Annotated in this window: 25 protein-coding genes and 1 tRNA gene; 15 read left to right on the top strand and 11 right to left on the bottom strand. The window is 65.5% G+C overall.

Going from position 1 to position 25,632, the window contains the following annotated elements; translation table 11 throughout:
• Positions 1–91 precede the first annotated feature (91 nt).
• Together Q1A85_RS12470 and cueR are read left to right on the top strand one after the other, a co-directional pair.
• Positions 92–2,482 carry a copper-translocating P-type ATPase gene (locus tag Q1A85_RS12470; RefSeq protein WP_299689459.1) on the top strand — a complete coding sequence of 797 codons (2,391 nt, stop codon included), beginning with the start codon at positions 92–94 and terminating at the stop codon, positions 2,480–2,482.
• On the top strand, positions 2,479–2,868 hold the full coding sequence (gene cueR / locus Q1A85_RS12465) for a Cu(I)-responsive transcriptional regulator (protein ID WP_299689456.1): 390 nt from the start codon (positions 2,479–2,481) through the stop codon (positions 2,866–2,868). Before Q1A85_RS12470 ends, cueR begins: the two co-directional genes overlap by 4 nt.
• Positions 2,869–2,938: 70 nt before the next feature.
• Here cueR and Q1A85_RS12460 read toward each other — a convergent pair whose 3' ends face one another.
• Together Q1A85_RS12460 and Q1A85_RS12455 are read right to left on the bottom strand one after the other, a co-directional pair.
• On the bottom strand, positions 2,939–3,508 hold the full coding sequence (locus Q1A85_RS12460; RefSeq protein ID WP_299689452.1) for a GcrA family cell cycle regulator: 570 nt from the start codon (positions 3,506–3,508) through the stop codon (positions 2,939–2,941).
• 92 nt (positions 3,509–3,600) lie between these two features.
• On the bottom strand, positions 3,601–4,497 hold the full coding sequence (locus tag Q1A85_RS12455) for a DMT family transporter (protein ID WP_299689449.1): 897 nt from the start codon (positions 4,495–4,497) through the stop codon (positions 3,601–3,603).
• 253 nt (positions 4,498–4,750) lie between these two features.
• Between Q1A85_RS12455 and Q1A85_RS12450 the strand changes: the two genes are divergently transcribed.
• The 3 genes from Q1A85_RS12450 to Q1A85_RS12440 all read left to right on the top strand — a co-directional run bounded on the left by Q1A85_RS12450 (position 4,751) and on the right by Q1A85_RS12440 (position 7,896).
• Positions 4,751–5,923, top strand: coding sequence for an aspartate aminotransferase family protein (locus tag Q1A85_RS12450; RefSeq protein ID WP_299690213.1), 1,173 nt, complete (start codon positions 4,751–4,753; stop codon positions 5,921–5,923).
• Positions 5,924–5,996: 73 nt separating this feature from the next.
• A complete protein-coding gene (gene argF, locus Q1A85_RS12445) occupies positions 5,997–6,902 on the top strand; it encodes an ornithine carbamoyltransferase (protein WP_299689446.1) in 906 nt (301 codons plus the stop codon).
• Position 6,903: 1 nt separating this feature from the next.
• Positions 6,904–7,896: a 2-dehydropantoate 2-reductase gene (locus Q1A85_RS12440; protein WP_299689443.1), complete on the top strand. Its 993-nt coding sequence runs from the start codon at positions 6,904–6,906 to the stop codon at positions 7,894–7,896.
• Here Q1A85_RS12440 and hrpB read toward each other — a convergent pair.
• Positions 7,893–10,307 carry an ATP-dependent helicase HrpB gene (gene hrpB, locus Q1A85_RS12435; RefSeq protein WP_299689440.1) on the bottom strand — a complete coding sequence of 805 codons (2,415 nt, stop codon included), beginning with the start codon at positions 10,305–10,307 and terminating at the stop codon, positions 7,893–7,895. The two genes, Q1A85_RS12440 and hrpB, sit on opposite strands and share 4 nt — an antisense overlap.
• A 74-nt stretch (positions 10,308–10,381) precedes the next feature.
• On the opposite strand from hrpB, the gene meaB reads away from it, so the two are divergent.
• The 4 genes from meaB (at position 10,382) to Q1A85_RS12415 (ending at position 12,763) form a co-directional block, all read left to right on the top strand.
• Positions 10,382–11,365: a methylmalonyl Co-A mutase-associated GTPase MeaB gene (gene meaB, locus Q1A85_RS12430; protein WP_299689437.1), complete on the top strand. Its 984-nt coding sequence runs from the start codon at positions 10,382–10,384 to the stop codon at positions 11,363–11,365.
• A gap of 147 nt (positions 11,366–11,512) precedes the next feature.
• A complete protein-coding gene (gene rpmB / locus Q1A85_RS12425; RefSeq protein ID WP_299689434.1) occupies positions 11,513–11,800 on the top strand; it encodes a 50S ribosomal protein L28 in 288 nt (95 codons plus the stop codon).
• A gap of 104 nt (positions 11,801–11,904) precedes the next feature.
• Complete coding sequence (locus tag Q1A85_RS12420) at positions 11,905–12,249, top strand: hypothetical protein (protein ID WP_299689432.1); 345 nt, start codon at positions 11,905–11,907, stop codon at positions 12,247–12,249.
• A gap of 40 nt (positions 12,250–12,289) precedes the next feature.
• Positions 12,290–12,763, top strand: coding sequence for a copper chaperone PCu(A)C (locus Q1A85_RS12415; protein ID WP_299689429.1), 474 nt, complete (start codon positions 12,290–12,292; stop codon positions 12,761–12,763).
• Here the strand turns inward: Q1A85_RS12415 and Q1A85_RS12410 are convergent.
• Positions 12,760–13,458, bottom strand: a complete 699-nt coding sequence (locus Q1A85_RS12410; RefSeq protein WP_299689426.1) for an NAD-dependent deacylase — start codon at positions 13,456–13,458, stop codon at positions 12,760–12,762. The two genes, Q1A85_RS12415 and Q1A85_RS12410, sit on opposite strands and share 4 nt — an antisense overlap.
• A 68-nt stretch (positions 13,459–13,526) precedes the next feature.
• On the opposite strand from Q1A85_RS12410, the gene Q1A85_RS12405 reads away from it, so the two are divergent.
• The gene (locus Q1A85_RS12405; RefSeq protein WP_366140590.1) at positions 13,527–14,270 is read left to right on the top strand and encodes a site-2 protease family protein; all 744 of its coding nucleotides are present in this window, start codon (positions 13,527–13,529) and stop codon (positions 14,268–14,270) included.
• Here the strand turns inward: Q1A85_RS12405 and Q1A85_RS12400 are convergent.
• The 7 genes from Q1A85_RS12400 to Q1A85_RS12370 form a co-directional block, all read right to left on the bottom strand.
• Positions 14,267–14,821, bottom strand: coding sequence for a pyridoxamine 5'-phosphate oxidase family protein (locus Q1A85_RS12400; RefSeq protein WP_299689420.1), 555 nt, complete (start codon positions 14,819–14,821; stop codon positions 14,267–14,269). The two genes, Q1A85_RS12405 and Q1A85_RS12400, sit on opposite strands and share 4 nt — an antisense overlap.
• On the bottom strand, positions 14,814–15,857 hold the full coding sequence (locus Q1A85_RS12395) for a lipocalin-like domain-containing protein (protein WP_299689418.1): 1,044 nt from the start codon (positions 15,855–15,857) through the stop codon (positions 14,814–14,816). Before Q1A85_RS12395 ends, Q1A85_RS12400 begins: the two co-directional genes overlap by 8 nt.
• Positions 15,847–18,219, bottom strand: coding sequence for an ABC transporter permease (locus tag Q1A85_RS12390; protein ID WP_299689415.1), 2,373 nt, complete (start codon positions 18,217–18,219; stop codon positions 15,847–15,849). Before Q1A85_RS12390 ends, Q1A85_RS12395 begins: the two co-directional genes overlap by 11 nt.
• Positions 18,216–18,878: an ABC transporter ATP-binding protein gene (locus tag Q1A85_RS12385; protein ID WP_299689412.1), complete on the bottom strand. Its 663-nt coding sequence runs from the start codon at positions 18,876–18,878 to the stop codon at positions 18,216–18,218. Before Q1A85_RS12385 ends, Q1A85_RS12390 begins: the two co-directional genes overlap by 4 nt.
• Positions 18,875–20,218, bottom strand: coding sequence for an AarF/ABC1/UbiB kinase family protein (locus Q1A85_RS12380; RefSeq protein ID WP_299689409.1), 1,344 nt, complete (start codon positions 20,216–20,218; stop codon positions 18,875–18,877). The genes Q1A85_RS12385 and Q1A85_RS12380 overlap by 4 nt, the downstream gene beginning before the upstream one ends.
• 122 nt (positions 20,219–20,340) lie before the next feature.
• On the bottom strand, positions 20,341–21,573 hold the full coding sequence (locus Q1A85_RS12375) for a Tm-1-like ATP-binding domain-containing protein (protein WP_299689406.1): 1,233 nt from the start codon (positions 21,571–21,573) through the stop codon (positions 20,341–20,343).
• A gap of 120 nt (positions 21,574–21,693) precedes the next feature.
• Positions 21,694–21,768 (bottom strand) — tRNA-Thr (locus tag Q1A85_RS12370).
• An 84-nt stretch (positions 21,769–21,852) separates the two neighbouring features.
• Here Q1A85_RS12370 and Q1A85_RS12365 point away from each other — a divergent pair.
• From Q1A85_RS12365 to hisD, 5 genes are read left to right on the top strand one after another with little or no spacing between them, the layout of a single operon-like run.
• Entirely contained in the window at positions 21,853–22,023 is a 171-nt protein-coding gene (locus Q1A85_RS12365; protein ID WP_299689403.1) for a hypothetical protein, read from the top strand.
• Entirely contained in the window at positions 22,016–23,287 is a 1,272-nt protein-coding gene (murA, locus tag Q1A85_RS12360; protein WP_299689400.1) for a UDP-N-acetylglucosamine 1-carboxyvinyltransferase, read from the top strand. Before Q1A85_RS12365 ends, murA begins: the two co-directional genes overlap by 8 nt.
• On the top strand, positions 23,284–23,754 hold the full coding sequence (locus Q1A85_RS12355) for a DUF2948 family protein (protein WP_299689397.1): 471 nt from the start codon (positions 23,284–23,286) through the stop codon (positions 23,752–23,754). The genes murA and Q1A85_RS12355 overlap by 4 nt, the downstream gene beginning before the upstream one ends.
• A 5-nt stretch (positions 23,755–23,759) precedes the next feature.
• A complete protein-coding gene (locus Q1A85_RS12350) occupies positions 23,760–24,254 on the top strand; it encodes a GNAT family N-acetyltransferase (protein WP_299689394.1) in 495 nt (164 codons plus the stop codon).
• Between the two features lie 49 nt (positions 24,255–24,303).
• Complete coding sequence (gene hisD / locus Q1A85_RS12345) at positions 24,304–25,605, top strand: histidinol dehydrogenase (protein ID WP_299689392.1); 1,302 nt, start codon at positions 24,304–24,306, stop codon at positions 25,603–25,605.
• Positions 25,606–25,632: the final 27 nt, after the last annotated feature.

Here is a 25,632-nt window from a genome sequence, read left to right as displayed (position 1 = left end):
TACAGGTGACGTACAACTCACACCTGCGTTGGAGGATGTTTCATATGTCCCTCTTGACCTTCCAGTCACGGGAAGCCTTATGTGATGTCCCATGACTGCACATACCTTGACCTTTCCGATTTCGGGCCTGCATTGCGGGGCCTGCGTGGGCCGCGCCGAAGCGGCGCTGTCGGCGTTGCCCGGCGCGCGTGAGGTGCGCGTAAACCTTGCCAATCGTACCGCGCAGGTCGCGGGGGTCGAAGCGCCGTTGGTGGAGACGGCGCTGGCGCAGGCGGGGTATCCGGCGGCACCGCAACAGATGTCGCTGCATGTGCCTGATATGTCCTGCGCCTCCTGCGTGGCCCGGATCGAGGAGACCGCCGCGCGCGCTCCCGGTGTGATCCACGCGCGGGCCAATCTGGCGACGCACAGGCTGGATGTCGCGACGCTGGGCGATCCCGGCGCCGTGCGCGCGGCGCTGGATGCCGCGGGTTATCCAGCGTCCGATGCGGACACAGACACTGCCCCCGACGCGAGCGACGAAACCGATGCGATGCGCCGCCGGTTCATTCTGGCCGCAGCGCTGACCCTGCCGGTCTTTGTGGCGGAAATGGGCGGGCATCTTTATCCGCCGCTGCATCACGGGCTGGTCGCCTTGTTCGGCGCAGAGACGCTGCGCTTGGCCCAGTTGATCCTGACCGCGCTGGTGTTGGCGGGGCCGGGTGCCGGGTTCTTTCGGCGCGGCATTCCGGGGCTGTTGCGCGCCCGTCCCGACATGGACGCCCTTGTGGCGCTTGGGGCGGGGGCGGCGTTCCTGTTTTCCGCTGTTGCCGTTCTATTGCCAAACTGGCTGCCGCCCACAGGGATCTATTTCGAAGCGGCTGCGGTCATTGTGACGTTGATCCTGCTTGGCCGCTGGCTTGAGGCGCGCGCACGTGGCCGCACCGGTGAGGCGGTGCGGCGATTGCTGGATCTTGCGCCGGATACGGCGGACCGTGTGACAGGGCAGGGCACCGAGACGGTGCCGCTCGCCGCCATCGAGATCGGTGACGTGCTGCGCGCCCGCCCCGGCAGCCGTATCGCGGTAGACGGTGTTGTGACCGACGGGCAAAGCCCGGTCGACACCGCCATGCTGACCGGTGAGCCCGTGCCGGTGCTGGCCGGACCGGGCGATGTGGTTCATGCGGGTACGGTGGTGACCACCGGCACGCTTGCCTACCGCGCCACCCATGTGGGGCGGGACACGACGCTGGCACGGATCGCCGCGTTGACGCAGGCCGCGCAATCCGCGCGACTGCCAGTGGAGGCGGTGGTGAACCGGGTGACGGCGTGGTTTGTTCCGGCGGTTCTGGTGGTGGCGACCGTGACATTTGCCGTCTGGCTTGCGCTGGCCGGGATCGGACCTGCGGTGGTCTCGGCCGTCTCCGTGCTGATCATTGCCTGTCCCTGCGCCATGGGGCTGGCCACGCCCATGTCGATCATGGTTGGCACCGGGCGTGCGGCGACCCTTGGTGCGCTCTTTCACAAGGGCGCGGCCTTGCAACGGTTGCAAGATGCGCGCGTCGTGGCCTTTGACAAGACCGGCACGCTGACCCAAGGCAAACCCGCCCTGACCGAGGTCGAAACGGATATGGACCGCGCGCGCCTTCTGCGCCTTGTGGCTGGTGTCGAGGCAGGGTCAGAACATCCGATTGCACAAGCGTTGGTGGCCGCCGCCGACAGCGCGCCCGAGGACGTCGCCGGTTTCGAAGCCACCGCAGGCGAAGGGGCACGCGCACAGGTCAACGGGCATCGCGTTCTGGTTGGCAACAGCGCCTATCTGGCGCGGCACGAGGTGGCCCCCCAACCGGCGCTGCTGGAGAGCGCGCAAAGATGGGCCGAAACTGGAGCGACCCCCGTGCTTGTGGCCGTGGACGGTGTCCACGTGGCAAGCCTCGGCGTGAGCGACCCGCTGCGGGACGGGGCGGGTGCTGCCATCGCCGCCTTGCAAGAAACGGGTCGGCATATCGCACTGATTTCCGGCGATGTGCCCGCCGCCGCGCAACATGTGGCGCGCATCCTCGGCATCGACACGGTGATTGCGGGCGTCAAGCCAGAAGGCAAGGTGGCGGCCATCGCCGCCTTGCGCGCGGATCACGGTCCCGTCGCCTTTGTCGGAGACGGCATCAACGACGCCCCCGCGCTGGCGGCGGCGGATGTCGGGCTCGCCGTGGGCGGTGCCACGGACATCGCGGTCGAAGCAGCCGACGTGGTGCTGATGTCGCCGGACCCTTGGGCCGTGTTGCGGGCAGTGGGCATGAGCCGGGCCACGCTGCGCAATGTCTGGCAAAACCTCGTCTGGGCTTTTGGCTATAACACCTTGCTGATCCCGGTGGCGGCAGGTGTGCTGGTCCCCTTGGGGGGCCCGCAACTCAGCCCGCAACTGGCCGCCCTCGCCATGGCCCTGTCGTCGGTCTTTGTGGTCACAAACGCCCTGCGCCTGCGCCGTTGGAGCCCGTCATGAACATCTCCCAAGCCGCCAAAGCCACCGGCCTGCCCGCAAAGACCATCCGCTATTACGAGGATATCGGCCTTGTCCGCCCGGACAGGCGCACCAATGGCTATCGCGACTTTGCCGCGGCAGAGGTGCACAAACTCCGCTTTCTCGCCCGCGCCCGCGCGCTGGGATTCGGGATTGATAACTGCCGTTCGCTGCTGGCCCTTTGGGAAGACCGCGACCGCGCCAGCGCGGATGTCCGTCAGATCGCGCACGCGCATCTGGCCGAAATCGAGGAAAAGATCGCTGACCTCACGGCCATGCGTGATACGTTGTCCCATCTTGTCGTCACATGTGCGGGCGACGACAGGCCAGACTGCCCGATCCTGAACACCTTGTCTTCTTCTGACTGAAAATACCACGGGGGCGCCGAAGGCGGGGGCAGCGCCCCCTAAAAAATGGCGTCGCGCAGCGTCCGCTGGATCAGCGGCGGCGGTCGCGCCGCGAGGACATCGGCTGGAACGCCACGCCCACATGCGCCTCGCAATAGGGCTTGCCCTGCTGCACGGGCAGTCCGCAGAACCAGAAATCCGGTGTCGCGGGGTCGCCAACAGGCCACTTGCAGGTTCGCTCGGTCAACTCCATCAGGCTGATGCGCTTGGCCTTCTTCTCGATCTCGTTGACCTTGGCCAGCGCCTCCGGGCTGATCTCGTTCGCCGAAGGTTGCGGGGGCAGGGGCTGGCCCGCCGGAATAATCTGCTTGCGCGCAGGCACCACTGCTTTGGTCTCGGGCGCCGGGGCGGGCTTGGCCGCCGGTTCCGGTTTCGGGGCCTTGGGCTTGGCGTCGGCCTTGGGGGCCGCCTTGGGCTTGGCGTCGGCCTTGGCCGTGCTGGCGCCGCCGCCGCCGGCCCGGTTCGACAGACCCAGACGGTGCACCTTGCCGATGACCGCATTGCGGGTCACACCGCCAAGCTCCTTGGCAATCTGGCTGGCCGACTGGCCCTCGCCCCACATCTTCTTCAGCAGTTCTACGCGCTCATCGGTCCAGGACATTCGAGGGGCTACCTTAGCTAAAAAGCGGCCCCCGTGATGCGGGCCGCCTTGTATTTCGTGTCAGCCTACTATTCTAGCCACGCGCGCCAAAGTTACAAGGGCTGCCGGGCCACGCGGCGCCTTCCCTCGCGCCATGCGAGCAAGGCCGCGCCTGCGATGATGATCCCCGCCCCCGTCAGGGTGATCGCATCCGGGATCACATCGTAAAAGATCACGTCGTAAAGTGCCGCGAAAATCAGCGTGGCATAGCTGAATGGCGCCACAAAGCTTGCGTCCGCCCGCGCCATTGCATTGACGAAACAGGCCTGTGCCGCTGCCATCGCACAACCAACCCCGGCCATCAGTGCCCATTGCGCCGGCGTCGGTGTCTGCCAGACCCACAGCACCGCCATCCCTGCAATGGCCACGCCAAGTGCGTTGTTCACGATCAGGATGGAAAACGGTGCCTCGCGTCCTGTCAGCTTCTTGATGATGCTCAGCTCGAACCCGAGCACCATCGCCGCCCCAAGCGCAAGCAGCGCCGCAGGCTGGAAACTCGCCGGTGTCGGGCGCAGCAGGATCATCGCCCCGGTCAGCGCAATCGCCGCCGCCAGCCATCGCCACCGCCCCACCTTTTCTCCCAGCAGCGGTATGGCAAGGATCATGCCGAACACCGGGTTGAGAAAGGAAATCGCCGTGGCATCGGCCAGCGGAATATACGCCACCGACGCAAACATCAGCGTGACCCCCGACGCGCCACTCAGCGTGCGCAGCAGATGCAGCGGCAAATGCGGGCGCTGCAGGCGCGGTCGCATCACCGCGGCCACAGCGGCAAAGCTCAGAAACGCAAAGAGGAACCGCCCAAACGTGATCTGGAACGGGTGCAGCGGCGGGCCGGGCGTGTCCGTCCCCAGCGCTTTGGCCATCAACGTTGTGGCCGCGATAAACGCCGAAGCGATCAGGATCAGCGTGGCGGCGCGCCGGGGGTTCTGCGGAAGTGGCACATGCATATGCGCCCCATGCGCCTTTGCCGCGACCGCGACAAGGGACAAAGGGCTGGCGCCCGCCTGCGCAATGCGCTACGCAGCCGTCCATGATCAAAGCGCTTCGCCTCCGACGACCCGTTTGCCGCCGCTGACCCAGCGGCCATGATCGACCGTGCGCATCGCACATCCCCACCACCCAACACTGTTGACCACGGCCACCCGCTCAGGCACCAAAACGGTCTGACCTGTCCCGGCCCCCTAGTATAGGATGATCCAGATGATCACGTCCGTTCTGCCGACCTATTCCCGCGCCCCTCTGAGCTTTGTCAAAGGCGAAGGGTCATGGCTGATCGAGGCGGATGGTCGACGTTTTCTGGACTTGGGCGCGGGCATTGCCGTGAACGCGTTGGGTCACGCCCATCCCGGCCTGACGGCTGCGCTGACCGAACAGGCGGGCGCGCTCTGGCACACGTCGAACCTCTACCAGATCCCCCAGCAACAGGCGCTGGCGGACAAATTGGTGGCGGCCACCTTTGCCGACACGGTGTTCTTTACCAACTCGGGCACCGAGGCGTGCGAACTCGCCGTTAAGATGGCCCGCAAATACTGGTACGACAAAGGACAGCCAGACAAGGTCGACATCATCACCTTTTCCGGCAGCTTCCATGGCCGCTCCTCCGCCGGTATCGCTGCGGCGGGTTCCGAAAAGATGACCAAGGGCTTTGGCCCGCTGTTGCCCGGTTTCACTCACCTCACTTTTGGTGATCACGACGCGCTGGACCCGGCAATCACCGACACAACAGCGGCGATCCTGATCGAACCCGTGCAGGGCGAGGGCGGCATCGTGCCGGTGCCGGATCAGTGCCTCAAAGGCCTGCGCGCGCTTTGCGACGACAAGGGCATTCTGCTGATCCTCGACGAGGTGCAATGCGGCGTGGGCCGCACCGGCAGGCTCTTTGCACATGAATGGGCGGGCATCGCGCCCGATATCATGATGGTGGCCAAGGGCATCGGCGGTGGGTTCCCGCTGGGCGCGGTTCTCGCCACGGAAGAGGCCGCATCGGGCATGACTGCGGGCACACATGGCTCCACCTATGGCGGCAACCCGCTGGGCTGTGCGGTGGGATCGGCGGTGATGGACATCGTCTCTGACCCTGACTTTCTGGCAGAGGTGAACCGCAAGGCCGGTCTTCTGCGCCAAAAGCTCGAAGGTCTGGTCGCCGCACATCCGGATGTCTTTGACAGCGTCCGTGGCGCGGGCCTGATGCTGGGCCTGAAATGCAAGGCCACGAATGTCGACGTCGTCACTGCGGGCTACGCCCAAGAGGTGCTGTCCGTACCCGCCGCAGACAACGTGATCCGCCTGCTGCCACCGCTCACCATCAGCGACGCGGAAATCGCCGAAGCCGTCTCCCGGCTCGATGCCGCAGCACAGTCACTCTCCGCATAGCCCTTCTTTTCTTCAAAAATACTCCGGGGGTCCGGGGGCAGCGCCCCCGGGTCTCTCCACCAAGAGAACCGATATGACCCATTTCCTCGACATTCACACAACAGACCAATCCGACCTGCGGTCCATCATGGACAAGGCCCACGCAATGAAATCCGCGCGCGCGGGCCGCCCCAAGGGGACGCCGGATGACGACCAACCGCTTGCCGGACACATGGTGGCGCTGATCTTCGAAAAACCCTCTACACGGACCCGCGTCAGCTTTGACGTGGGCGTCCGCCAGATGGGCGGCCAGACGATGGTGCTGTCGGGGGCCGACATGCAACTGGGCCACGGAGAGACCATTGCCGACACCGCGCGCGTGCTCAGCCGCTATGTGGACCTGATCATGATCCGCACATTCGAAGAGGCGACGCTGCTCGAAATGGCCGAACACGCGACCGTTCCCGTGATCAACGGCCTGACCAACCGCACCCATCCCTGCCAGATTATGGCGGACGTGATGACGTTCGAAGAACATCGCGGCCCGATCAAGGGCAAGCGGGTGGTGTGGTCCGGCGATGGCAACAACGTCTTTGCCAGCTTTGCCCATGCCGCCAAGCAGTTCGAATTCGATCTCGTGTTCACCGGCCCCGAACCGCTCGACCCCGAGCGCGCGCTGGATGGTCTTTACACCACCGTACGTGACCCGCACGCGGCCGTGCAGGGGGCGGACCTTGTGGTCACGGACACATGGGTGTCGATGCACGACCCGCAATCGGCGCGTGAGCGGCGGCACAATCAACTGCGCGGCTATCAGGTCAACGCCGATCTGATGGCGCAGGCCAAGCCTGACAGCCTGTTCATGCACTGCCTGCCCGCGCACCGCGACGACGAGGCGACATCCGAAGTCATGGACGGCCCCCATTCGGTGATCTTCGACGAAGCGGAAAACCGGCTGCACGCGCAAAAGGCGATCATGCGCTGGTGTCTGGGCCTTTGAGGTGACGGATGCCCCGCGCATTGCCGTTGCCGGTGCGGGCAGCATTGGCTGCTTTGTCGGCGGACTACTAAGTGCGGCGGGCCATGACGTACGCTTTCTCGGGCGGCAGCGGATTTGTGATGCAATCGACGCGCAGGGGCTGCGCCTGACCGACTATGGCACATTGGATCTGACCGCGCAGAATCTGATGACCAGCACGGATGCCGCAACCTGTCTGCGCGGTGCGGATGTGGTTCTGGTTTCGGTCAAATCTGCTGACACGGAGGCGATGGCGGCGCTGATCCGCGCCCATGCGCCAAACGCGCAGGTCATCAGCCTCCAGAACGGGGTGGGCAACGCGGATGCGTTGCGCCGCGCCCTGCCGGGGGCGGATGTGCGCGCGGCGATGGTGCCATTCAATGTGGTGGCGCGCGGGCCGGGGCATTTTCACCGGGGCACGTCTGGTGACATCATGGTCGAGGCAGGACCGTTGCCTGATCTCGATACCGAAACGCTGAAGTGGGTGCAGACCGGGCACATCGCGGCGGTGCAATGGGGCAAGCTGGTCCTGAACCTCGGAAACGCCGTGAATGCCCTGTCGGACCTGCCGCTGCTGGAGCAATTGCAGGACCGTCGCTGGCGGCGGATCATGGCGGCCCAGATGACCGAAGCGCTGCGCATCCTGACCGTCGCGGGCATCACCCCGGCCAAAAGTGCTGCCGCCCCGCCGTGGCTCATTCCGCACATTCTGCGCCTGCCGACCCCCCTGTTTCGCCGTGTTGCGGCCCAGATGCTGACCATTGACGCCACCGCACGCTCGTCCATGTGGGAAGACCTGTCCCAGCGCCGCCCGACCGAGATTGACGCGCTTCAGGGCGTGATCCTCGACCTCGCTGCGCGGCACGGGCGTCAGGCCCCGCTCAACACAAGGATGCGGCAGTTGATCAAACAGGCCGAGGCAGAGGGCAATGGACCACCGGGCCTTTCTCCCTCGGACATAGCCCCTCGGTTCTAGCGGCGCGGTTTGGCCCGCAGGGTCGGGTCGGCCTGCGTCGGATCCTCGGGCCAGGGGTGTTTGGGATATTGCCCGCGCATGTCCTTGCGCACATCCGCATAGCTGTTGGCCCAAAATCCGGGCAGGTCCGCTGTGACCTGCACAGGCCGCTGGGCCGGGGACAACAGGGTTATCTGCAAAGGCCGCGCGCCAACCATTGGATGCGTTGTGACCCCAAACATCTCTTGCAGGCGCACCGCGATGCCGGGCACTTCTGCATCATAGTCAATGGGCACCTTGCGCCCCAGCGGCGTGACAAAGGCGGGGGGAACAGCGCGGTTCAGGCGATCCATATTGTCCCAGCCCAGATGCGCCTCGAGCGCGGGCCTGATATCAAACGTCTTCCAGTCCGCTGCACTGCGCACTCCGTCGAGAAAGGGCAAGAGCCAGTCTTCGAGCGTCGCGCGCAAGGCGGGTTCGGACAAATCGGGGAAATCGTCGCCCATGAGCGCGGCGCGCGCCATCAGCCGGGCCGCCCGCTTGGACGGTCGCAGGCCAAGTTGGCGCACACCGTCGAGCATCGCGGCGCTGAGCGCTGCTGTGGGTGCGTCATTCCAAGGCAGATCCTCAAGCACGAGCGCTCCGAAACAGCGCTGCCGTCGGGCCAGAACGCGCGCCTCGCGGCGGGACCACAGGCAGGTATCGCGCCACGCGATCTGGTCGCCAAACAGGTCCTCCAGCGTGTTCTCGTTCAGTACGGCCGCCTGACGGACGCGCGCCTCGCGCGGGTTGCCGTCAAGGTCGGTGGCCACGATCAGGCGCTGGCCCGCCAGCGCGTCCCCGTCCGGCATCACCGCGCCTTTGCCGCCTGACAGCACATAGCGCGGGGCGTCCCCTTTGCGGCGCAGGCCGACGCGGTCCGGGTAGGCCAGAGCCGCCATGGCAGCCGGGCTGAGACCGGTTGCCTGTCGGCCCCGTGCCAGCCGTTTGGCCTCGGACTTGATCCGGGCGACAGCGCCGCGATGCACAGCCTCTCCGAAATCGCCGGGACGGTGCAGCGCACGCAGGCGCAACGCCAGATCGACGCCGCGCCCGCGCAGCGGGTCCCGTTCGGCCAGCAGCGCAGCAAGCAGGGCACCGTCCGATCCGCTGCGTTCCAGCATATGTGCCAGACGTGGGTGCAGCGGCGCGCGGGCCAGCGCGCGCCCGTGGTCTGTGATCCGGTCTGCGGCATCCAGCCCGCCCAGCATCCGCAACAGGCTGCGCGCCTCGGCCAGCCGCCCTGCATGGGGCGGCGTGACAAAGGCCATGTCCGACTCTGACCCGCCCCACAGCGCCAGTTCCAGCGCAAAGCCTGCAAGGTCTCCCGCCTCGATCTCAGGCGGGGGATAGGCGGCCAGCGCGCCGTCCTCGCCCCGCGTCCACAGCTTGAAGCATCGCCCCGGGGCGACACGGCCTGCGCGTCCCGCGCGTTGCGTGGCCTCGGCGCGGGTCACCCGTTCGGTCACCAGCCGGGACATGCCAGAGGCCGGATCAAACACCGCGCGCCGCGACAGGCCCCCGTCGACGACAATGCATATGTCCGGGATGGTCAGCGATGTTTCCGCGATGGAGGTGGCCAGCACGATCTTGCGGGCACCACTGGGTGCCACGGCGGCGCGTTGCGCCTTGAGGTCCATTGCACCAAAAAGCGGCTGCACCGCAGAGCCTATGGGCACGCGCCCGGCAATCGCGGCCTCGACCCGGCGAATTTCGCCCTCTCCGGGCAGGAAGGCCAGCAGCCCGCCTTCGGCCTCTTGCGCGGCGTGAACGATCAGATCGGCCATTGCCGCCTCGAATCGGGTCTGCTTCGGCACGGGACGCTCCAGCCAGTGCGGTGTCACATCAAAACTTTGGCCCTCGGAGGTCAGTATGCGGGCCTGCATCACGTCCGCCACCGGTGCGGCGTCCAGCGTGGCGGACATGGCCAGCAGGATCAGGCCATCCCGCAGCGCCTCGGTCACTTCAAGGCAAAGGGCAAGGCCCAGATCGGCATTCAGTGAGCGTTCGTGAAATTCGTCAAAAATGACCGCCCCGATGCCGGGCAATTCGGGATCGGATTGCAGCATCCGGGTCAGGATGCCCTCGGTCACCACCTCGATCCTTGTGTCGGGCGACACTTTGGTCTCGCCACGGATGCGGTAGCCGACGGTTTGGCCCACGGCCTCGCCCAGTGTTGCTGCCATGCGGTCCGCAGCGGCGCGGGCGGCAAGGCGGCGCGGCTCCAGCATCACGATCCGGCCCAGTGTCAGCCCTGCCTCCAGCATTGCCAAGGGCACGCGCGTCGTTTTGCCCGCGCCGGGCGGCGCTTGCAGCACGGCGCGCCCGTCTTGTGCCAATACGGTCATCAGGTCGGGCAGGATCGCGTCGATGGGCAGGGCGGGGCTGGTCATGGCTGGCCTTATGGCGCAACCGTGCGACCGCGCCAACTCTGGACATTTGGCGCGCCGCTGCTCAGAAAGCGGCGATGGCAAAGGCGACTGACATAGACGATCTGGCACGGCGCATCGCCGCAGGCGAGCGGCGTGCGCTGGCGCGCGGCATCACGTTGATCGAAAGCAGTCGCGCTGATCACCGGGCCGATGCGACCGCGCTGTTGAACGCGCTGCCACAGGACGCGCAAGCCTTGCGCATCGGGCTGTCGGGCACGCCGGGTGTGGGCAAGTCCACCTTTATCGAGGCTTTTGGCATGATGCTGACCGCGCGGGGCCTCAAGGTTGCCGTGCTGGCCGTCGATCCAAGTTCCGCCCGGTCGGGTGGGTCGATTCTGGGGGACAAGACGCGCATGGACCGGCTGAGCCGCGATCCGAACGCCTTTATCCGTCCGTCCCCCAGCCAGACGCATTTGGGTGGCGTGGCCCGCCGCACCCGTGAGGCGGTGCGGCTGTGCGAGGGTGCGGGCTTTGATGTCGTGCTGATCGAGACGGTTGGCGTGGGCCAGTCGGAAACGCAGGTGGCGCAGATGGCGGACCTGTTTTTGTTGCTGCTGGCCCCGGCGGGGGGCGATGAATTGCAGGGGGTCAAGCGCGGCATTATGGAGATGGCCGACATGATCCTGATCAACAAGGCCGATGGCGATCTGAAACCTACGGCGATGCGCACCTGCGCCGATTATGCCGGAGCCTTGCGCCTGCTGCGCAAACGCCCGCAAGACCCCGACACCTTTCCCAAGGCGATGATGGTGTCTGCGCTGGAAGAGGCCGGGATTGCCGACGCCTGGGACGAGATGCAGACGCTGACGGATTGGCGGCGCGAGACCGGGCATTTCGACGCCACGCGCGCCGCGCAAGCCCGCTACTGGTTCGAGGCGGATGTGCGCACTGCGCTGCTGGCGCAACTGGACACGCCGGAGGCCCGCACACGGATGGAGGCACTGGCGCAATCGGTGGCTGAGGGCCAAGCCGAGCCTGCCGCGGCGGCGGCGGAAATGCTCGCGCATTTACGGGGCTAGACCGCCCATTCCGGGTTGACCCGGCCCGCGATTCCCCCTATTGCCCGCGAACGATTTTCGCCAGCGCCGCGTCTCGCGCGGTGCTGCTGTCGTTTCAGGGGCCACATGTGGTGTCCGAACCGACACGATGGATAAGAGGATGACCCCATGTCGCGTGTGTGCGAACTGACCGGTAAAGGCCCGATGTCTGGCAACAATGTCAGCCACGCCAACAACAAGACCAAGCGGCGCTTTTTGCCGAACCTGAACGACGTGACCCTGCAGTCCGAGACTCTGGGCCGTGGCGTCAAGCTGCGCATCTCGGCGGCGGCATTGCGTTCGGTTGATCACCGCGGTGGTCTGGACGCGTATCTGGCCAAGGCCAAGGATGTTGAACTGTCCGACCGCGCCCGCAAGGTCAAGAAAGAGATCGCCAAGGCGCAAGCCGCAGCCTGAGCGACGTTGAATTGAGGGAACGGCCCCGCTTGCGCGCGACGCAGGCGGGGCCGTTTCTATTTGCCGCAGTTGTGATGCGGCGGGGCCTTGATTACGTCTTGGCCATGGCTCGTTCGATGCTCCCCCTGATCCTGTCGCTTGCGATGCTGTTCACCAGCATTGGGGTCGCGTCCGCGCGTGGGGCAGCCCCTGCCGTGGATCAGGTGGTGATCTGTTCCGGCCATGGCGTTTCGGTGCTGTTTCTTGATGCGGATGGCGCGCCGACGCAGGCGCCGCAGCTTTGCCCCGATTGCGTTGTGCACCTTGTTGGCCCGTTTCCCGGTGGCATGGATATAGCCCTTGGGTCCGCGCCGCGCCAAATGTCGTTGCAGGCGCGTGTCACGTCACAGAACGTGCGCCCGCACCGGTCTCCGACCTCGCCGCGGGCCCCCCCTGTTTCGTCGATCTGACCCACACACAATACGCAGATTTGATTTACAGGAGGACACCATGTCCCGACCCTTTCGCCTGACCGCCACCCTGTTGGCGACCCTGATTGCCCTGCCTGCCGCTGCTGCGGACATCATGGTGATGGATCCCTATGCGCGCGCAGCCAATCCGTCCGCCAAATCCGGGGCGGCCTTTATGACGCTGCACAACACCGGCACCGCTGATGACCGCCTGATCGCGGCACAGACTGATGCGGCCAAGCGGGTGGAGCTGCACACCCACATCGAAACCGGTGGCGGTGTCATGCAGATGACCGAGATCGAAGGCGGTATCGCCCTGCCCGCAGGCGAGATGCACAAAATGGTGCGCGGCGGCGATCACGTCATGCTCATGGGTCTGACCGGCCCGCTGGAGCAGGGCGCAGAGATCACCGTGACGCTTGTATTCGAACAGGCTGGCGAAGTGGTCGTGACCATCCCCGTCGACAACGCGCGCAAGCCCGAGGCGGGCGCGCATGGCGGGCATTCGAACTAGCTGCCCAGCACCTCTTTGACCCAGGCGGGCACGGTTTCGGACGCCTTGCCCGCCCGCGCTTCGGCAAAGAGAGACACGTTTTCGCCGGGATCAAGGTTCATCTCGACCGTGTGCGCACCGACATGTGTGGCAAGTTGCACGAACCCTGCGGCGGGGTAAACATTCCCGGACGTCCCAATCGCCACAAAGATGTCAGCGCGTGTCAGCGCCTGTTCGATACGCTCCATCTGGTAGGGAATTTCACCAAACCAGACGATGTCGGGCCGCGCGGTCGGCGTGGCGCATTTCGGGCAAAGCGCCCCCACCTGCATTTTCAAGGGGGCAGGCCAGCGGTGCGCGCAGGCAGCGCACAGCGCCGAATTCAGCGCCCCGTGCATATGGACGACGTTCTGGCTGCCGCCCTTTTCGTGCAAGTCGTCCACGTTCTGCGTAACCAGCGTCACGTTGCCTGCGTGTTCTGCCTCCAGCCGCGCCAGCGCCTCATGTGCGGCATTGGGCACCGCCTCGGCTGCCTGCCGTCGTCGCGCATTGTAGAAATCGACCACCAGTTGCGGGTTGCGCGCAAAGCCTTCGGGCGTGGCCACATCCTCGATCCGGTGCTGCGCCCACAGCCCGCCTTCGTCGCGAAAGGTGCCAAGGCCGCTTTCGGCGGAGATGCCCGCGCCGGTGAGGATCACAATGGAAGGAGACGCCATATTTCTGCTCTGTTTACCACGTATGCCCGTTTGTGACGGAGACAGAGCGACAAAGGCAAGCCCCCGTGATGAACACAGAGAAACCGCTTTTTACCTGGTTTGGTCCGTGGGGCCTGCCTGTGCAGGTGATGCCCAGCACCGCCTTTCTGCTTTTGTTGTTTGTGGGACTGTCTGCCAGCAGCGTGGATTCGATTGTCTGGGGCCTGAACATGTTTGCCATCCTCGTGACGGCCATTTTCCTGCACGAGGTCGGTCACGCATGGGGCGCGCATGTGCAAGGGATCAAGGTACACCGGATCGTCATCCATGGCGGCGGCGGGTTCTGTGAACACCGCAGCGCAGGGGCACGTGCGTCGGAATTGATTGTGCTGATGGGCCCGTTGGTCAACCTTGGCCTTTGGGCGGTGCTGTCGCTGGGTGCGTGGGCGATATTGCCCACCTTTCCAAGCTATGACGCGTCCGAAGAGGTGTGGGAGGCGTTCTTTCGCATTCATGACACTCGGTTCGAGGTGATCTACTGGCTTGATACAGCGGCGCAGATCAACCTGATGCTGTTCGTGCTGAACATGATCCCGGTGCAGCCTTTGGACGGGGGCAAGCTGCTGCATTTGTGGCTGTTGCGGGTCTTGCGCCCCGATGTGGCGCTGATGGTGGTGGGCGGGTTCGGCGTGCTTTGCACGCTGTTGTGGATCCCTGCAATGATTGCGCTTTATTTCTACGTTGGCTTTGTACTGCTGTTCTTTCCAAGCCTGCGAATGCACTGGTCAATGTTGCGCGGCGGCACGCGCCTGCGCCGTCTCGACCGCCGTTAGGGCGCGCGCCACTGACCGGCCCAGCCATCTGCGCGCGCGTAGCCTGCGCGCCGGTGCACGGTATACAGATGGACGAGATCAATCGCTGACACGTGGCAGCGCAGCACGGCAAAGCGGTCGCGGTTGGGCGGCTTGTCATAGGCATGAACGCTGTCGATGGGCTGGCCGGGCAGGGGCTCTGTTCCGTAGGACACGCGCGACGCGGGCGGGATCTGGTTCCATGAGTCAGACACCGCGTCGCCTGTCAAAATCTCGACCTGCGCCGTGACGCGGATTTGCAGCCGCGCGCGCGGCAACCAGACATGCAGGGCGGCCACCGGCGTCGCGCGCAGGGCCGTCACCTTGGGCGTGCGGGTGTCGGTATGCACCTCAAGGACACCGGCCTGCGGGTCCGCGCGGCGCAGCGCCACGGTCCGCGCCTCCGGCGTTCCGTCCGGTGACACAGTGGCAAAGACGGGATAGCGTGCGGGTGATTTGGCATCCGCCACGCCGCGCCGCAAATGTTGCCAGGCTTCGGCCAGAAAGGCGCGCAGATCGCCGGGGTCACTCATAGCCTGTCATCTCCAGATAGCCGCGTCCCTGATGCGTACCGGTCACGCTCACGGGCCCTTCCCAGTAGGGGATGGAGAGGTCCATCCATGCATCGCGGTTCAGTGCGGTGACGGTGACATCCGTCCCCCGGTGGGGGACTGTCACCTGCCAGCGGGTCGGCACGTCGCGTCCCGCAACAGAATGTGTGGCCAGTGGTTCGGCGGAGAACGCCCCGTTTGGCAGGCTTTCGGTCACGCCGTCCGGCGCAATCCACGTGCCCGAACTGTAGCCGCTGCTGCCATCGCGGTTGCGCAACTGGAACCCCATCAGCTTGGCCCCGCTGTCGAAGCTGAGCGAGAACCAGTCCCAGCCCGCCTGCCGCCCGGACAGGGGCTGGGACGACCATTCGCGGTCCAGCCACGCGGTGCCCGTGACCTTGATCGGGCCATCCGGCAGGTGCAGCGTACCGGCGATCCGGTAGAAAGGCTGCGAGTAGTAATAGCTGGCCTGCCCTTCCTCCGACTTGACGGAAAAACCGGCATCGCCGTGAAACACCAGCGGCCCTTGCGCATCAAGCGTCATGTCATAGCGGAACGCAGGCCCTGCCGCCGTCATGTGCAGGCTGTCGAAATTCGGGCCTTCCAGCGCCCATTCGTCGATCCATGCCCGGAACGGGTCGGCCTGTACGCCTGCGGTGCCCACCCCTCCGCGCGCAAAGCGTTCAGTGGCGTAATGCGTGTCCGGCGTAGTCACGGCGGCATGGGCAAACCACACTTGCGGTGACTGCCATCCGGGTCTTTCGCCCGGTGCCAAAGCGGACCGGAACAATGTCCATTGCAGCCCGTAGGGTGTGCCGTCCGGGCCGGTCAGGTTGGCAGTCAGATACCACCATTCGATGCGGTAATCGGGGTGCGGCCCGTGATCGGCGGGAAAGTCGAACGTGGTGCCGGGTTGTGGTACTGCGAACCCGTCCGCATCCGTGCCCAGCCCGGCAAACCCCTGTGCCCACGCAGCGACAGGCAGCATCAAGAAGAGGAAAAGCGCCTTAACGTTCATGGGCAAACACCTGCAAAAGCCGGGCAGGGGGCGTGCGCATGAGCCGTAAGGCGGGCCAGAGTGCCGCCAGAACGGCCGCCCCGATGGCCGCCAGACCCAGCAGCGCATAGCTGCCCGGAAAGAGGAACATGGGCAACCGCCAGCCAAAGGCATCCACGTTGACCTTGGCCAGCAGGACCCACGCCAGACCAAGGCCAACTGGCACGGCAATCACGCTGACCAGCAGCGCAAACAGGCCCGCGCGCGCCAATTCCAGCCGCCCCAGTTGTCGCCGTGTCAGCCCCAGCGCCCAGACAGGCGCAAGCTGCGGCAGGCGTTGGTCGGCCAGCGTCAGCAGGCTCATCAACATGGCGAACCCCGCCACCGCAAGGGTCAACACATTGAGCGCGGCAGTCACCGTGAAGGTGCGTTCGAACACCTGTAGGGAAAAGGATTTGAGTGCGGCCTGATCGATCATCGCGCTGTCGGGGATGCCCGCTGCGCGCAGCGTCGCGCGCAGGCGCGCCGGATCGTCGCTGCGCAGGCCAAAGCTCTGCGGCAGCGCTTGCGGGCGGAGGGTCTGGAACAGCGCCTCGCCCAGAATGACCTGCCCGCGCGGGTTGCCGTAATCGCCCACAACGGCAGCGATGGGCAGGGCCGTGACGTCCAAGGTGACGACATCGCCCACCCACAGGTCCGCACGTCGGGCAAACTGTTCGTTGGTGATGACGGCCCGGCCTTCTGCCACGGCGTCCCATGCCTCGGCTGTGCTGTCCAGAAACACCCAATTGTCGCGGTAGGTCCGCCCCACCCGCACCCCCAGCAGTTCCGTCGGCAGACCTGCCACCTGCGCATCCGCGCGCAACAGGGGCAGGATTTCGTCCGTATGGGCGGCCAGAACGGGGGCGATAACCTCGGCCTGTGCGGGATCGTCGAGACGCAGGTACAGCTCTGCCGCCAGCCGCTGGTCCAGAAACGCAACAAAGGTCAGACGAAAGCTCGACACCATGGTCGACACGCCAATGTTGGCCGACACCGCCAACAGCAGCGCCATGAGCGCAAGGCTAAGCCCCGGCAATTGCTGCCGGGTGTCGGCCCAGAACCATGCGCTGACCGGACCGCGCGCGCCGGTTTCAGCCCACCCGGTTATGGGACGGATTAACAGGGGCAGGGCAAGTGCGGCGGCAATCAGGAAACAGCCCAGCAGCGTAAATGAGGCGATCAGACCCTGACCAAACAGCGCAAGCCCAAGGGCACCCAAGGCGAGCAACCCAGCACATGCCGCCTGCCACGATGCGCTGCGTTGCGACGCCATGAACCACGCCCGGGGCCGCGCGCTGGCGAGGATTGGCATATGCGCGATCTGCCACAACTGACCGCTGGCGGCGATGGCGCTGCCGATGATGGCGATGGCAAGGCCCGAGGCCCACCATTCGCTGCGAAACCGCAGCGAACCCGACACCTCGGCCCCGTAGAGCCCGCGCAGCGTCACCGCCACATCCGGCAACAGGACCGCAGCCACCACATAGCCCAGCACGATACCCAACGCGGCCCCGACGCTGGCCAGCAACAGAATTTCCCCGGCAAGCAGGACAATCATCTGGCGCAACGGAATGCCAAGCGCGCGCAGGCTGCGCACCAGCCCCCGGCGCTGTTCGAAGGCCAGGCCAATGGTGCTGTGCACGATGAAAAGTCCCACCGCAAAGCTCAGCAATCCAAACGCCGTCAGGTTCAGATGAAAGCTGTCGGTCAGTTCGCCAACATCTGCTGTCTGGATGGACGGCTGCACGCGCAGATGGGGCGCAATCTGGTCCAGCGGCGGGCGACCCAAGGGCTGTTCGGGCAAAACCATGAGCCGCGACAGGTCGCTGCGGCCCAACAGGCGCTGGACCACACCGATGTCACCCACGGCCACGTTGGGGGCGGCATCCGTGCTCACGATTACCTGCGCGTCGGTATCAAGCCGCGCTGCCGTCTCCGCCGTGGCGAAGAGCTGGCCCGGCCCCATGAAGGTGCCGATGTTGCCACGCGCGGTCACTTGGCCAAAGTCGAACCGGCCGGGTGAAGACAGGGGATCAAGGCCCAGCAGCCGTACGTCCTGATACCGCCCTTCGATCACTGGCGATACGCGCCAACCAGCACGACGCAGGGCGACATAGTCGGATTGGGCGATGCTGTCGCCGGCGCGGGGAAGGATTTGGTCAAACTGCCCTTCGCCCAGTGTCGCCGCAGCAGCGTCATAGCTGGCGCGCGCTTCGGCATTGATGGCCTGCACCCCGGACCACAGTCCCGTGGCCAGCGCAAGACCGGCCAGAAAAGCAAAGAGTTGCAGCGGATGCCGCCGCCAATGAGACAGCAGCGCGTGCAGCGCCGCCCGCCTCATGCCAGTCGCCCCGCACTGAGATGCGCCCGCCGTTCCATCTGCGCCGCCAGCGCGGGGGAATGTGTCACCAAAAGCATCGCGGCACCGACCTCGGCCACGAGGTTGCGCATCTCTGTCATTACTTTGGCGGCGGTTGCTTCGTCGAGATTGCCGGTTGGTTCATCCGCGAGCAGCAGGCGCGGGCGTGCTGCCAAGGCGCGGGCAATCGCCACGCGCTGTTGTTGCCCGCCTGACAGCGCCTCGGGGTATTTGCGCAGCTGCGCCGTCAGCCCGAGACGGTCTGCCAGCTGTGCCGCTAGGGCCGCATCGGTACGCCCCGCAAGTCGCGCCTGAAACGCGATGTTGTCCGCCACGGTCAGCGATGGGATCAGGTTGAATTGCTGAAAGACAACGGCGATGTCGCTGCGCCGCAGGGCTGCGCGCGCCGTGTCGGACATCGGTGTGATGTCCGCGCCCGCAATGCGCACGGCCCCCTTGTCCGCCGTCTCCAGCCCCGCGGCGAGATGCAGCAACGTGCTTTTGCCACTGCCGGACTCGCCCGTGAGCGCTAGCGTGTCCGCAGCATTCAGCGTCAGGTCCACCCCGCGCAGCACGGGCACCGGACCTTCACTGCTGTCATAGGCTTTTTCCACCGCCTCAAGCTGTAGCACCGGTGTCATGCGGCCTCTGGTGTGTCGAGATGTGGGGCCAGCAGGTCGCGCACGGGTACGGTGGCCCCCAGCCGCGCTGCCAAAAGGAACATGCCCGCCACCTTGCGCTGCACAAAGAGCAGGTCCAGCGGCACAGGTTCGGTTGGTACGAACCCCGCGCGCGCCAGCGCCTCGCCCTCGGCCTGAAGGCGCGCGGGCAGGTCCGAGGCCGCCAAATCCAGCGTGTCGTGCCGACGCAACGTGTCGAACACCATTTCCACCATGTCGAGGATGCGCGCCTTGTGATGCGCAGGCGTGGTCGCAGGCACCAGCCCCATCCGGTCCAGTTGCTGCGCCACCGCGTCCCGCTCGCCCCGCAGCCCCGTCTGCAACAGGGTGCGGCACGCAGGGGCGAGCCATTCGGGCAGGCGCCGCGTCGCCCCGAAATCCAGCAGGACAATGCGGCCCGTATCGGACGCAATCCGGTAGTTGGCGAAATTGGGATCGGTCTGCATCACACCAAAGTCAAAAAGCTCGCGCAGCATCAACGCGATCAAACGTGCGACGGCACGGTCGCGCATATCAGCCGGTGCTTGGCCAAGGTTTTCTATCGGGTCAGAGGGCACAAAGCTCATGGCGAGCACTGTTTCAGAACTAAGCGGAGGGTGGAACCGCGGCAGGACAAAGTCCTGCGATCCTTCGAGCAGGCGGCCAAAGCGCTCCAGATGCGCGGCCTCGGCGGTGTAATCCGCCTCTTCCCGCAGTTGGTCACGGGCCTCGTCCAGATATGGGCCAAGGTCAAAGCCTTTGGGCAGGAGGCCCGACAGGCGCAGCAGCCGCCCCAAATTGGCAACGTCGCTGTCGATGCTGCGGCTGATGCCCGGATACTGCACCTTGATCGCCAGATGCGTCCCGTCCTTGAGCCAGGCCTGATGCACCTGACCGATAGAGGCTGCCGCAATGGGACGGACGTCGAACCGTTTGAACCGGGTGTGCCACCCCGGCCCCCACGCGTCGTTCAGCACATTGCGCAGCTGCTTGGGTGGCATGAAATCCGCGTCCGCGCGCAACCGCGCAAGAATTTCTGCGAGTTCAGGAGGCAGCGTGTCGCCGGTGTCCATCGAGATCAGCTGCCCCATCTTCATCGCCGCCCCGCGCATCTGCGCAAGCGTGTCCGCGACCCGGCGCAGATTTGCCGGGGTCAGCAGCAGGTCGCGGGGATCGGGGCGGGCGCCGGTGCTGAGACTGCGCAAGCCGCCCACCGCCATATTGCCCGCCACACCGGCGGCCATCGCGCCCATGCGCCCGGCGCGGGCCAGCCGCGACTGCGGCACCGCAGCGGGGCGGGATTGGGACGGGTCTTGGGTCATGGTGCTCGCCTCGTGGCCTTGGTCTTGAGGTATCGTGCGGGAGGGGGAATTCAATCCGGGCGCGTGCGGCGCGCCGTCACAGCGGGGCAGGGCGCGCCGCACGCGCCACTGCCCACAGCGCGTCAGGGGCGGGTAAGCGTGCCGTCGCAGAGCCATGCGTCAAGAACGCCCAGTGCCGCCGTGGCAAAAGCAGGATCATTGATGTGGCAGTCCAGCATGGTCAGCTCAACTGGGGCCGTGATAGCGGTCTGCATTTCTTCGACCATGGCGGCAAGTCCGTCCGGGTCATGTGCCGGGCCGCCGGGACGGTCCCATTCCTCGACCCCGTGGGTCGGCATCAGCATATGTACGGGACCCGAAGCGCGGCTGAGACGCTGGGCGATGTCGCGCACCAGCGTGCGGCGTTCATCGGGTGACAGGGCAGAGGATTGGATCAGCCGATTGTGGGCGTGAAACGGTCTGTCTGCATAGGCGTCGGGGATATCCTGCCAGCCTGCAAAGTCGATCAGGTCAGTGCAGCCCGGCGCCACAATCTGCGGAATGCCAAGCGCCCCGGCACGGGTCAATCGTCCGCGTCCGGCATGGGCAACAGACCCCACCATCAGATTGGCAAGCTCGGGCAACGCAAAGTCCATCGTGGCGGCAAAGTAGCCTTGGGCCGCCAGTGCTTCGAACGCCATGCCGCCCATGCCCGTGGCGTGGAACACGGCCACTTCGAACCCGCGTTCTTCGAGCGGGGCGCGCAGATGGGTCATGTATTTCAGGCAGGACGAGCCAAGGCTGGTCATCCCGATCACGGGACGGGTGGCGCGCGGTGGTTCCACCGCTTGCGCGGCCCCCAGCACCGCCCCTGCCGCTTGGCTCAGCGACGATTTGCACACGGCGTTCAACCCATAAAGCCCCCCCGCCCACAGGATCATCTGGATGTCCGGCGACAGCCGGTCCGGGGGGATCAACGGTGAAAAGGCGACGGTGGAGACCACGTATTTTGGCACCCCCATGGGCAGGGCCTGCGCGCAATCCAGCGCCAGATCGGTGCCCATCGTTCCGCCAAGGGCGAGCATCCCATGAATTTCGCCCTTGGCACAGAGCTCTGCCGACATGGTGGCTGCGCCGCGCGCCATGATTTGCATGGCCGTGTTTTCGTCTCCGCAGGTCATCGCCGTCTCGATGTCGCTGCCACCCGCGCGGGCCACGTCAGCCTTGGTGATCTCAGTTGGCTGCGACGGATCGCCCAGCACAGACACATCCATCCGCATCACCGCCCCGCCCATGGCAACGATGCGCCTCGCCACATAGCGCAATTCGTCGTCCTTGGTGTCGTAGGTGCCGATCAGCAGGATGGTCTTGGTCATGTTGGCCTCCTATTAAGGGAAGGCTAACCACTCGCGGCCTGCGCGCAAGTGGGGCTTTGCGCACATGTGAGACGTGACGTCGCACGAACGTCGCAAAGAATTTTGCCAAAGGACAGGAGATGGTGCTGCTGGAGAGAATTGAACTCTCGACCTCTCCCTTACCAAGGGAGTGCTCTACCTCTGAGCTACAGCAGCGCCGTGCGCGGCGGGATAGACCCAAATGCACAACCTTGCAACCCTATTCTGGACGCCCCAAAGCCCCTGCGGTAGAGAAGTCCCATGACAGGCAAGACGACCCCGAAAAACAAGGCGGCAACAGACCGCGATGCCCGGCTGAAAGCCGCGCTCAAGGCCAATCTGGCCCGGCGCAAGGCTCAGGCGCGCGCGCGCAGTGCTGGACCTCAAGGGGCAGAGACGCCGAGCAAACCGAAAGGGCAGGACGATGGATAGTATTCTGGTGCGCGGCGGTGGCCCGCTGAACGGGCAGATCCCAATAGCGGGGGCCAAGAACGCCTGCCTGACGCTGATGCCTGCCACGTTGCTGAGTGAAGAGCCGCTGACGCTGACCAATGCGCCGCGCCTGAGCGACATCAAAACGATGACGCAACTGCTGCAATCGCTGGGGGCAGAGGTCACCAGCCTGCAAGAGGGCAAAGTGTTGGCCATGTCGTCGCATGGTTTGAACAACCCCACAGCGCATTACGATATCGTGCGCAAGATGCGGGCCTCGATCCTCGTGCTGGGGCCAATGCTTGCGCGCGACGGCCACGCGATTGTGTCACTGCCCGGGGGCTGCGCCATTGGCGCGCGGCCCGTGGACCTGCACCTCAAGGCGCTTGAGGCGATGGGGGCCGAACTGGACCTGCGTGACGGCTATGTTCACGCCAAAGCCCCGTTGGGCGGTCTGCGCGGGGGCACAGTGGATTTCGAATTTGCCTCCGTCGGGGCCACGGAAAACGCGGTGATGGCGGCGACGCTGGCCAAGGGCACCACGGTGCTGAACAACGCCGCCCGCGAACCCGAGATCGTGGACCTTGTGGAGTGCCTGCGAGCCATGGGTGCCCAGATCGAGGGCGAAGGGTCGTCGACCATCACCATTCAGGGCGTCGACCGGCTGGGCGGGGCAACGCACCGCGTGGTCACCGACCGGATTGAGTTGGGAACGTACATGCTGGCCCCGGCCATTTGTGGTGGCGAGGTCGAATTGCTGGGCGGCAAGATCGACCTGATCGGCGCATTTTGCGAAAAGCTGGACGCGGCGGGCATTTCGGTCACCGAAACGGACAAGGGCCTGAAAGTGGCGCGCAAGAACGGGCGTATCCGCGCGGTGGATGTGACCACCGAACCATTCCCCGGCTTTCCCACCGATTTACAGGCGCAGATGATGGCGCTTTTGTGCACCGCCGAAGGCACTTCCGTCCTGGAGGAAAAGATATTTGAAAACAGGTTCATGCACGCGCCCGAACTGATGCGGATGGGCGCACAGATCGACGTTCAGGGTGGGACGGCGACCGTGACAGGGGTGGATCAGCTGCGCGGCGCGCCGGTGATGGCGACAGACCTGCGCGCCTCGGTCAGCCTGATCCTTGCCGGTCTTGCCGCCCAAGGGGAGACGCGCGTGGCGCGGGTCTACCACCTTGATCGCGGCTATGAACAGGTGGTCCGAAAGCTGTCGGGCGTGGGTGCGGATATCGAACGGGTGCAGGGCGAATGACCGAAGACGCACGGTTTGAGGACGGGCGCGAGGCGCCGTTAAATCTTGGCGCGCTGGACGGCGATGACCTTCAGGTGATCTCGTCGCTGGTGCAGGACGCTGTGTTTCCGATCACGGAAATGCGCTGGGATGGCAAGGCGCGGCGCTTTGCGTTGCTGCTTAACCGATTTCGCTGGGAGGACGCAGGCAAAGGCCGGCACGCACCGGAACGGGTGCAGGCGCTCTTGTCCTTTGAGGATGTGCTGGGTGTGTCCAGCCAAGGGATCGACCGGTCCGATACGGAAACGATCCTGTCGCTGCTGTCCATCGCGTTCGGCGACGCAGGTGATGGCGCGGGTCATGTCACGCTGACGCTTGCCGGTGACGGGGCCATACGCCTGTCGGTCGAGGCCATTGATGCGACCCTCCGCGATGTCACGCGGCCCTATGTCGCCCCATCGAAATCCGTACCGGAGCACGATGTATAATGCAGGTGCGGCGGCTGACCGCCGGGGATGCCGCGCAATGGCGGACCATCCGGCTGGACGCGCTTGAAGCCTTTCCGGACGCTTTTTTGACAACATATGCCGAAGCGGCTGCGGTGCCACTGGACAGGACGGCAACATGGCTGGAGCGGGGGCAGAGCTTTGGTGTTTTTGTCAGCGGCACGCTGGTCGCGACGGGCAGCCTTGCGCGTGAAAACCGGCGACAGACCCGCCACCGTGGGTCTATCGGGCCGTTCTTTGTCAAGCCGGGCTCGCAGGGACAGGGATTTGCCGATCCGTTGATGGAGGCGATGATTGCCGCTGCACAGGCGGCGGGCATGTGGCAACTGGAGTTGCAAGTGGCGGCGTCCAATACGCGAGCCATTCGGTTCTATCAACGCCACGGGTTCGAGGCCTGCGGGCGCATTCCGAATGCCACCGTGCTGGATGGGGTGCACGAAACGGACCTGCTTTTGATCCGAAGCGATCCGCCCGGGGCTTGAGACCCCGCACATGCCCCGCTATGTCCCGGAGCAACCACAAGGGACGGACATGCCTCAGTTTCTCGACTATGCCGATGCGGATTTTGACGCGCGGTTCAACGCCCTTCTGGGGGCCAAGCGCGAAGACAGCCCGGATGTGGACGCTGTCGTGGCGGACATTATTTCGGATGTGCGGGCGCGGGGCGATGCCGCTGTAATTGCGTTGACCGAACGGTTTGACCGCATGTCGCTGACACCGGCGACCTTGCGCATCAGCCCAGAGGCGGTGGCCGAGGCAACGGCTCAGGTGCCGCAGGCGGAACGGGATGCGCTGGCGCTGGCGGCCGACCGCATCCGCGCCTACCACGCGCGCCAGATGCCCGAAGATGCGATGTGGACCGATGATGTAGGCGCGCGGATCGGCTGGCGCTGGACGCCGGTGTCGGCGGCAGGGCTCTATGTGCCCGGTGGGCTTGCGTCCTATCCGTCTTCGGTGCTGATGAACGCGGTCCCGGCCAAGGTGGCGGGTGTAGAGCGGCTGGCCATCACGGTGCCCACGCCGGATGGTGTTCTGAACCCGGCGGTGCTGCTGGCGGCAGAGCTTGCCGGGGTGGACGAGATTTACCGCATCGGCGGGGCGCAGGCGATTGCGGCGCTGGCTTATGGCACTGAAAGCATCGCGCCCGTGGACAAGATCACGGGTCCGGGCAACGCCTTTGTCGCGGCGGCCAAGCGGCGGGTGTTCGGCAAGGTGGGGATCGATATGATTGCAGGCCCGTCCGAAATCCTCGTGATTGCGGATGGCGACAACGATCCGGACTGGATCGCGCTCGACCTGCTGAGCCAGGCCGAACATGACGAGAGTGCGCAGTCGCTCCTGATCACGACCGATGCCGCGTTCGGGCAGGCCGTGGTGCAGGCGGTGGACGCCCGTCTGCAAACCTTGCAGCGGCGCGACATTGCAGGCGCAAGCTGGCGCGACTTTGGGGCGGTGATCACGGTGCCCGATCTGGATGTGGCTGTCGCGCTGAGCGACCGGATCGCGCCAGAACATCTGGAGCTGTGTGTGGCAGATGCGGAAGCCCTGTCAGAACGTATCACCCATGCAGGGGCCGTTTTTATTGGCCCTTGGACGCCAGAGGCTATCGGGGACTATATCGGTGGTCCCAATCATGTTCTGCCCACAGCCCGCTCGGCGCGGTTTTCGTCTGGCCTGTCGGTGATGGATTTCATCAAGCGCACAACGCTCACGCAGATGACGCCTGACGCTTTGCGTGCCATCGGCCCGGGGGCAGAGACGCTCGCCGCATCGGAGAGCCTTGAGGCACACGGTCTGTCTGTCACCGCACGGCTTCGTAAGCTCAACAGTTGATCCTATTGCGCGCCGAGGGCGCATGAC

This window comes from uncultured Tateyamaria sp., assembly GCF_947503385.1.
In the GTDB taxonomy this organism is placed as follows: domain Bacteria; phylum Pseudomonadota; class Alphaproteobacteria; order Rhodobacterales; family Rhodobacteraceae; genus Tateyamaria.
This window is presented reverse-complemented; position numbering and strand designations above follow the sequence as displayed.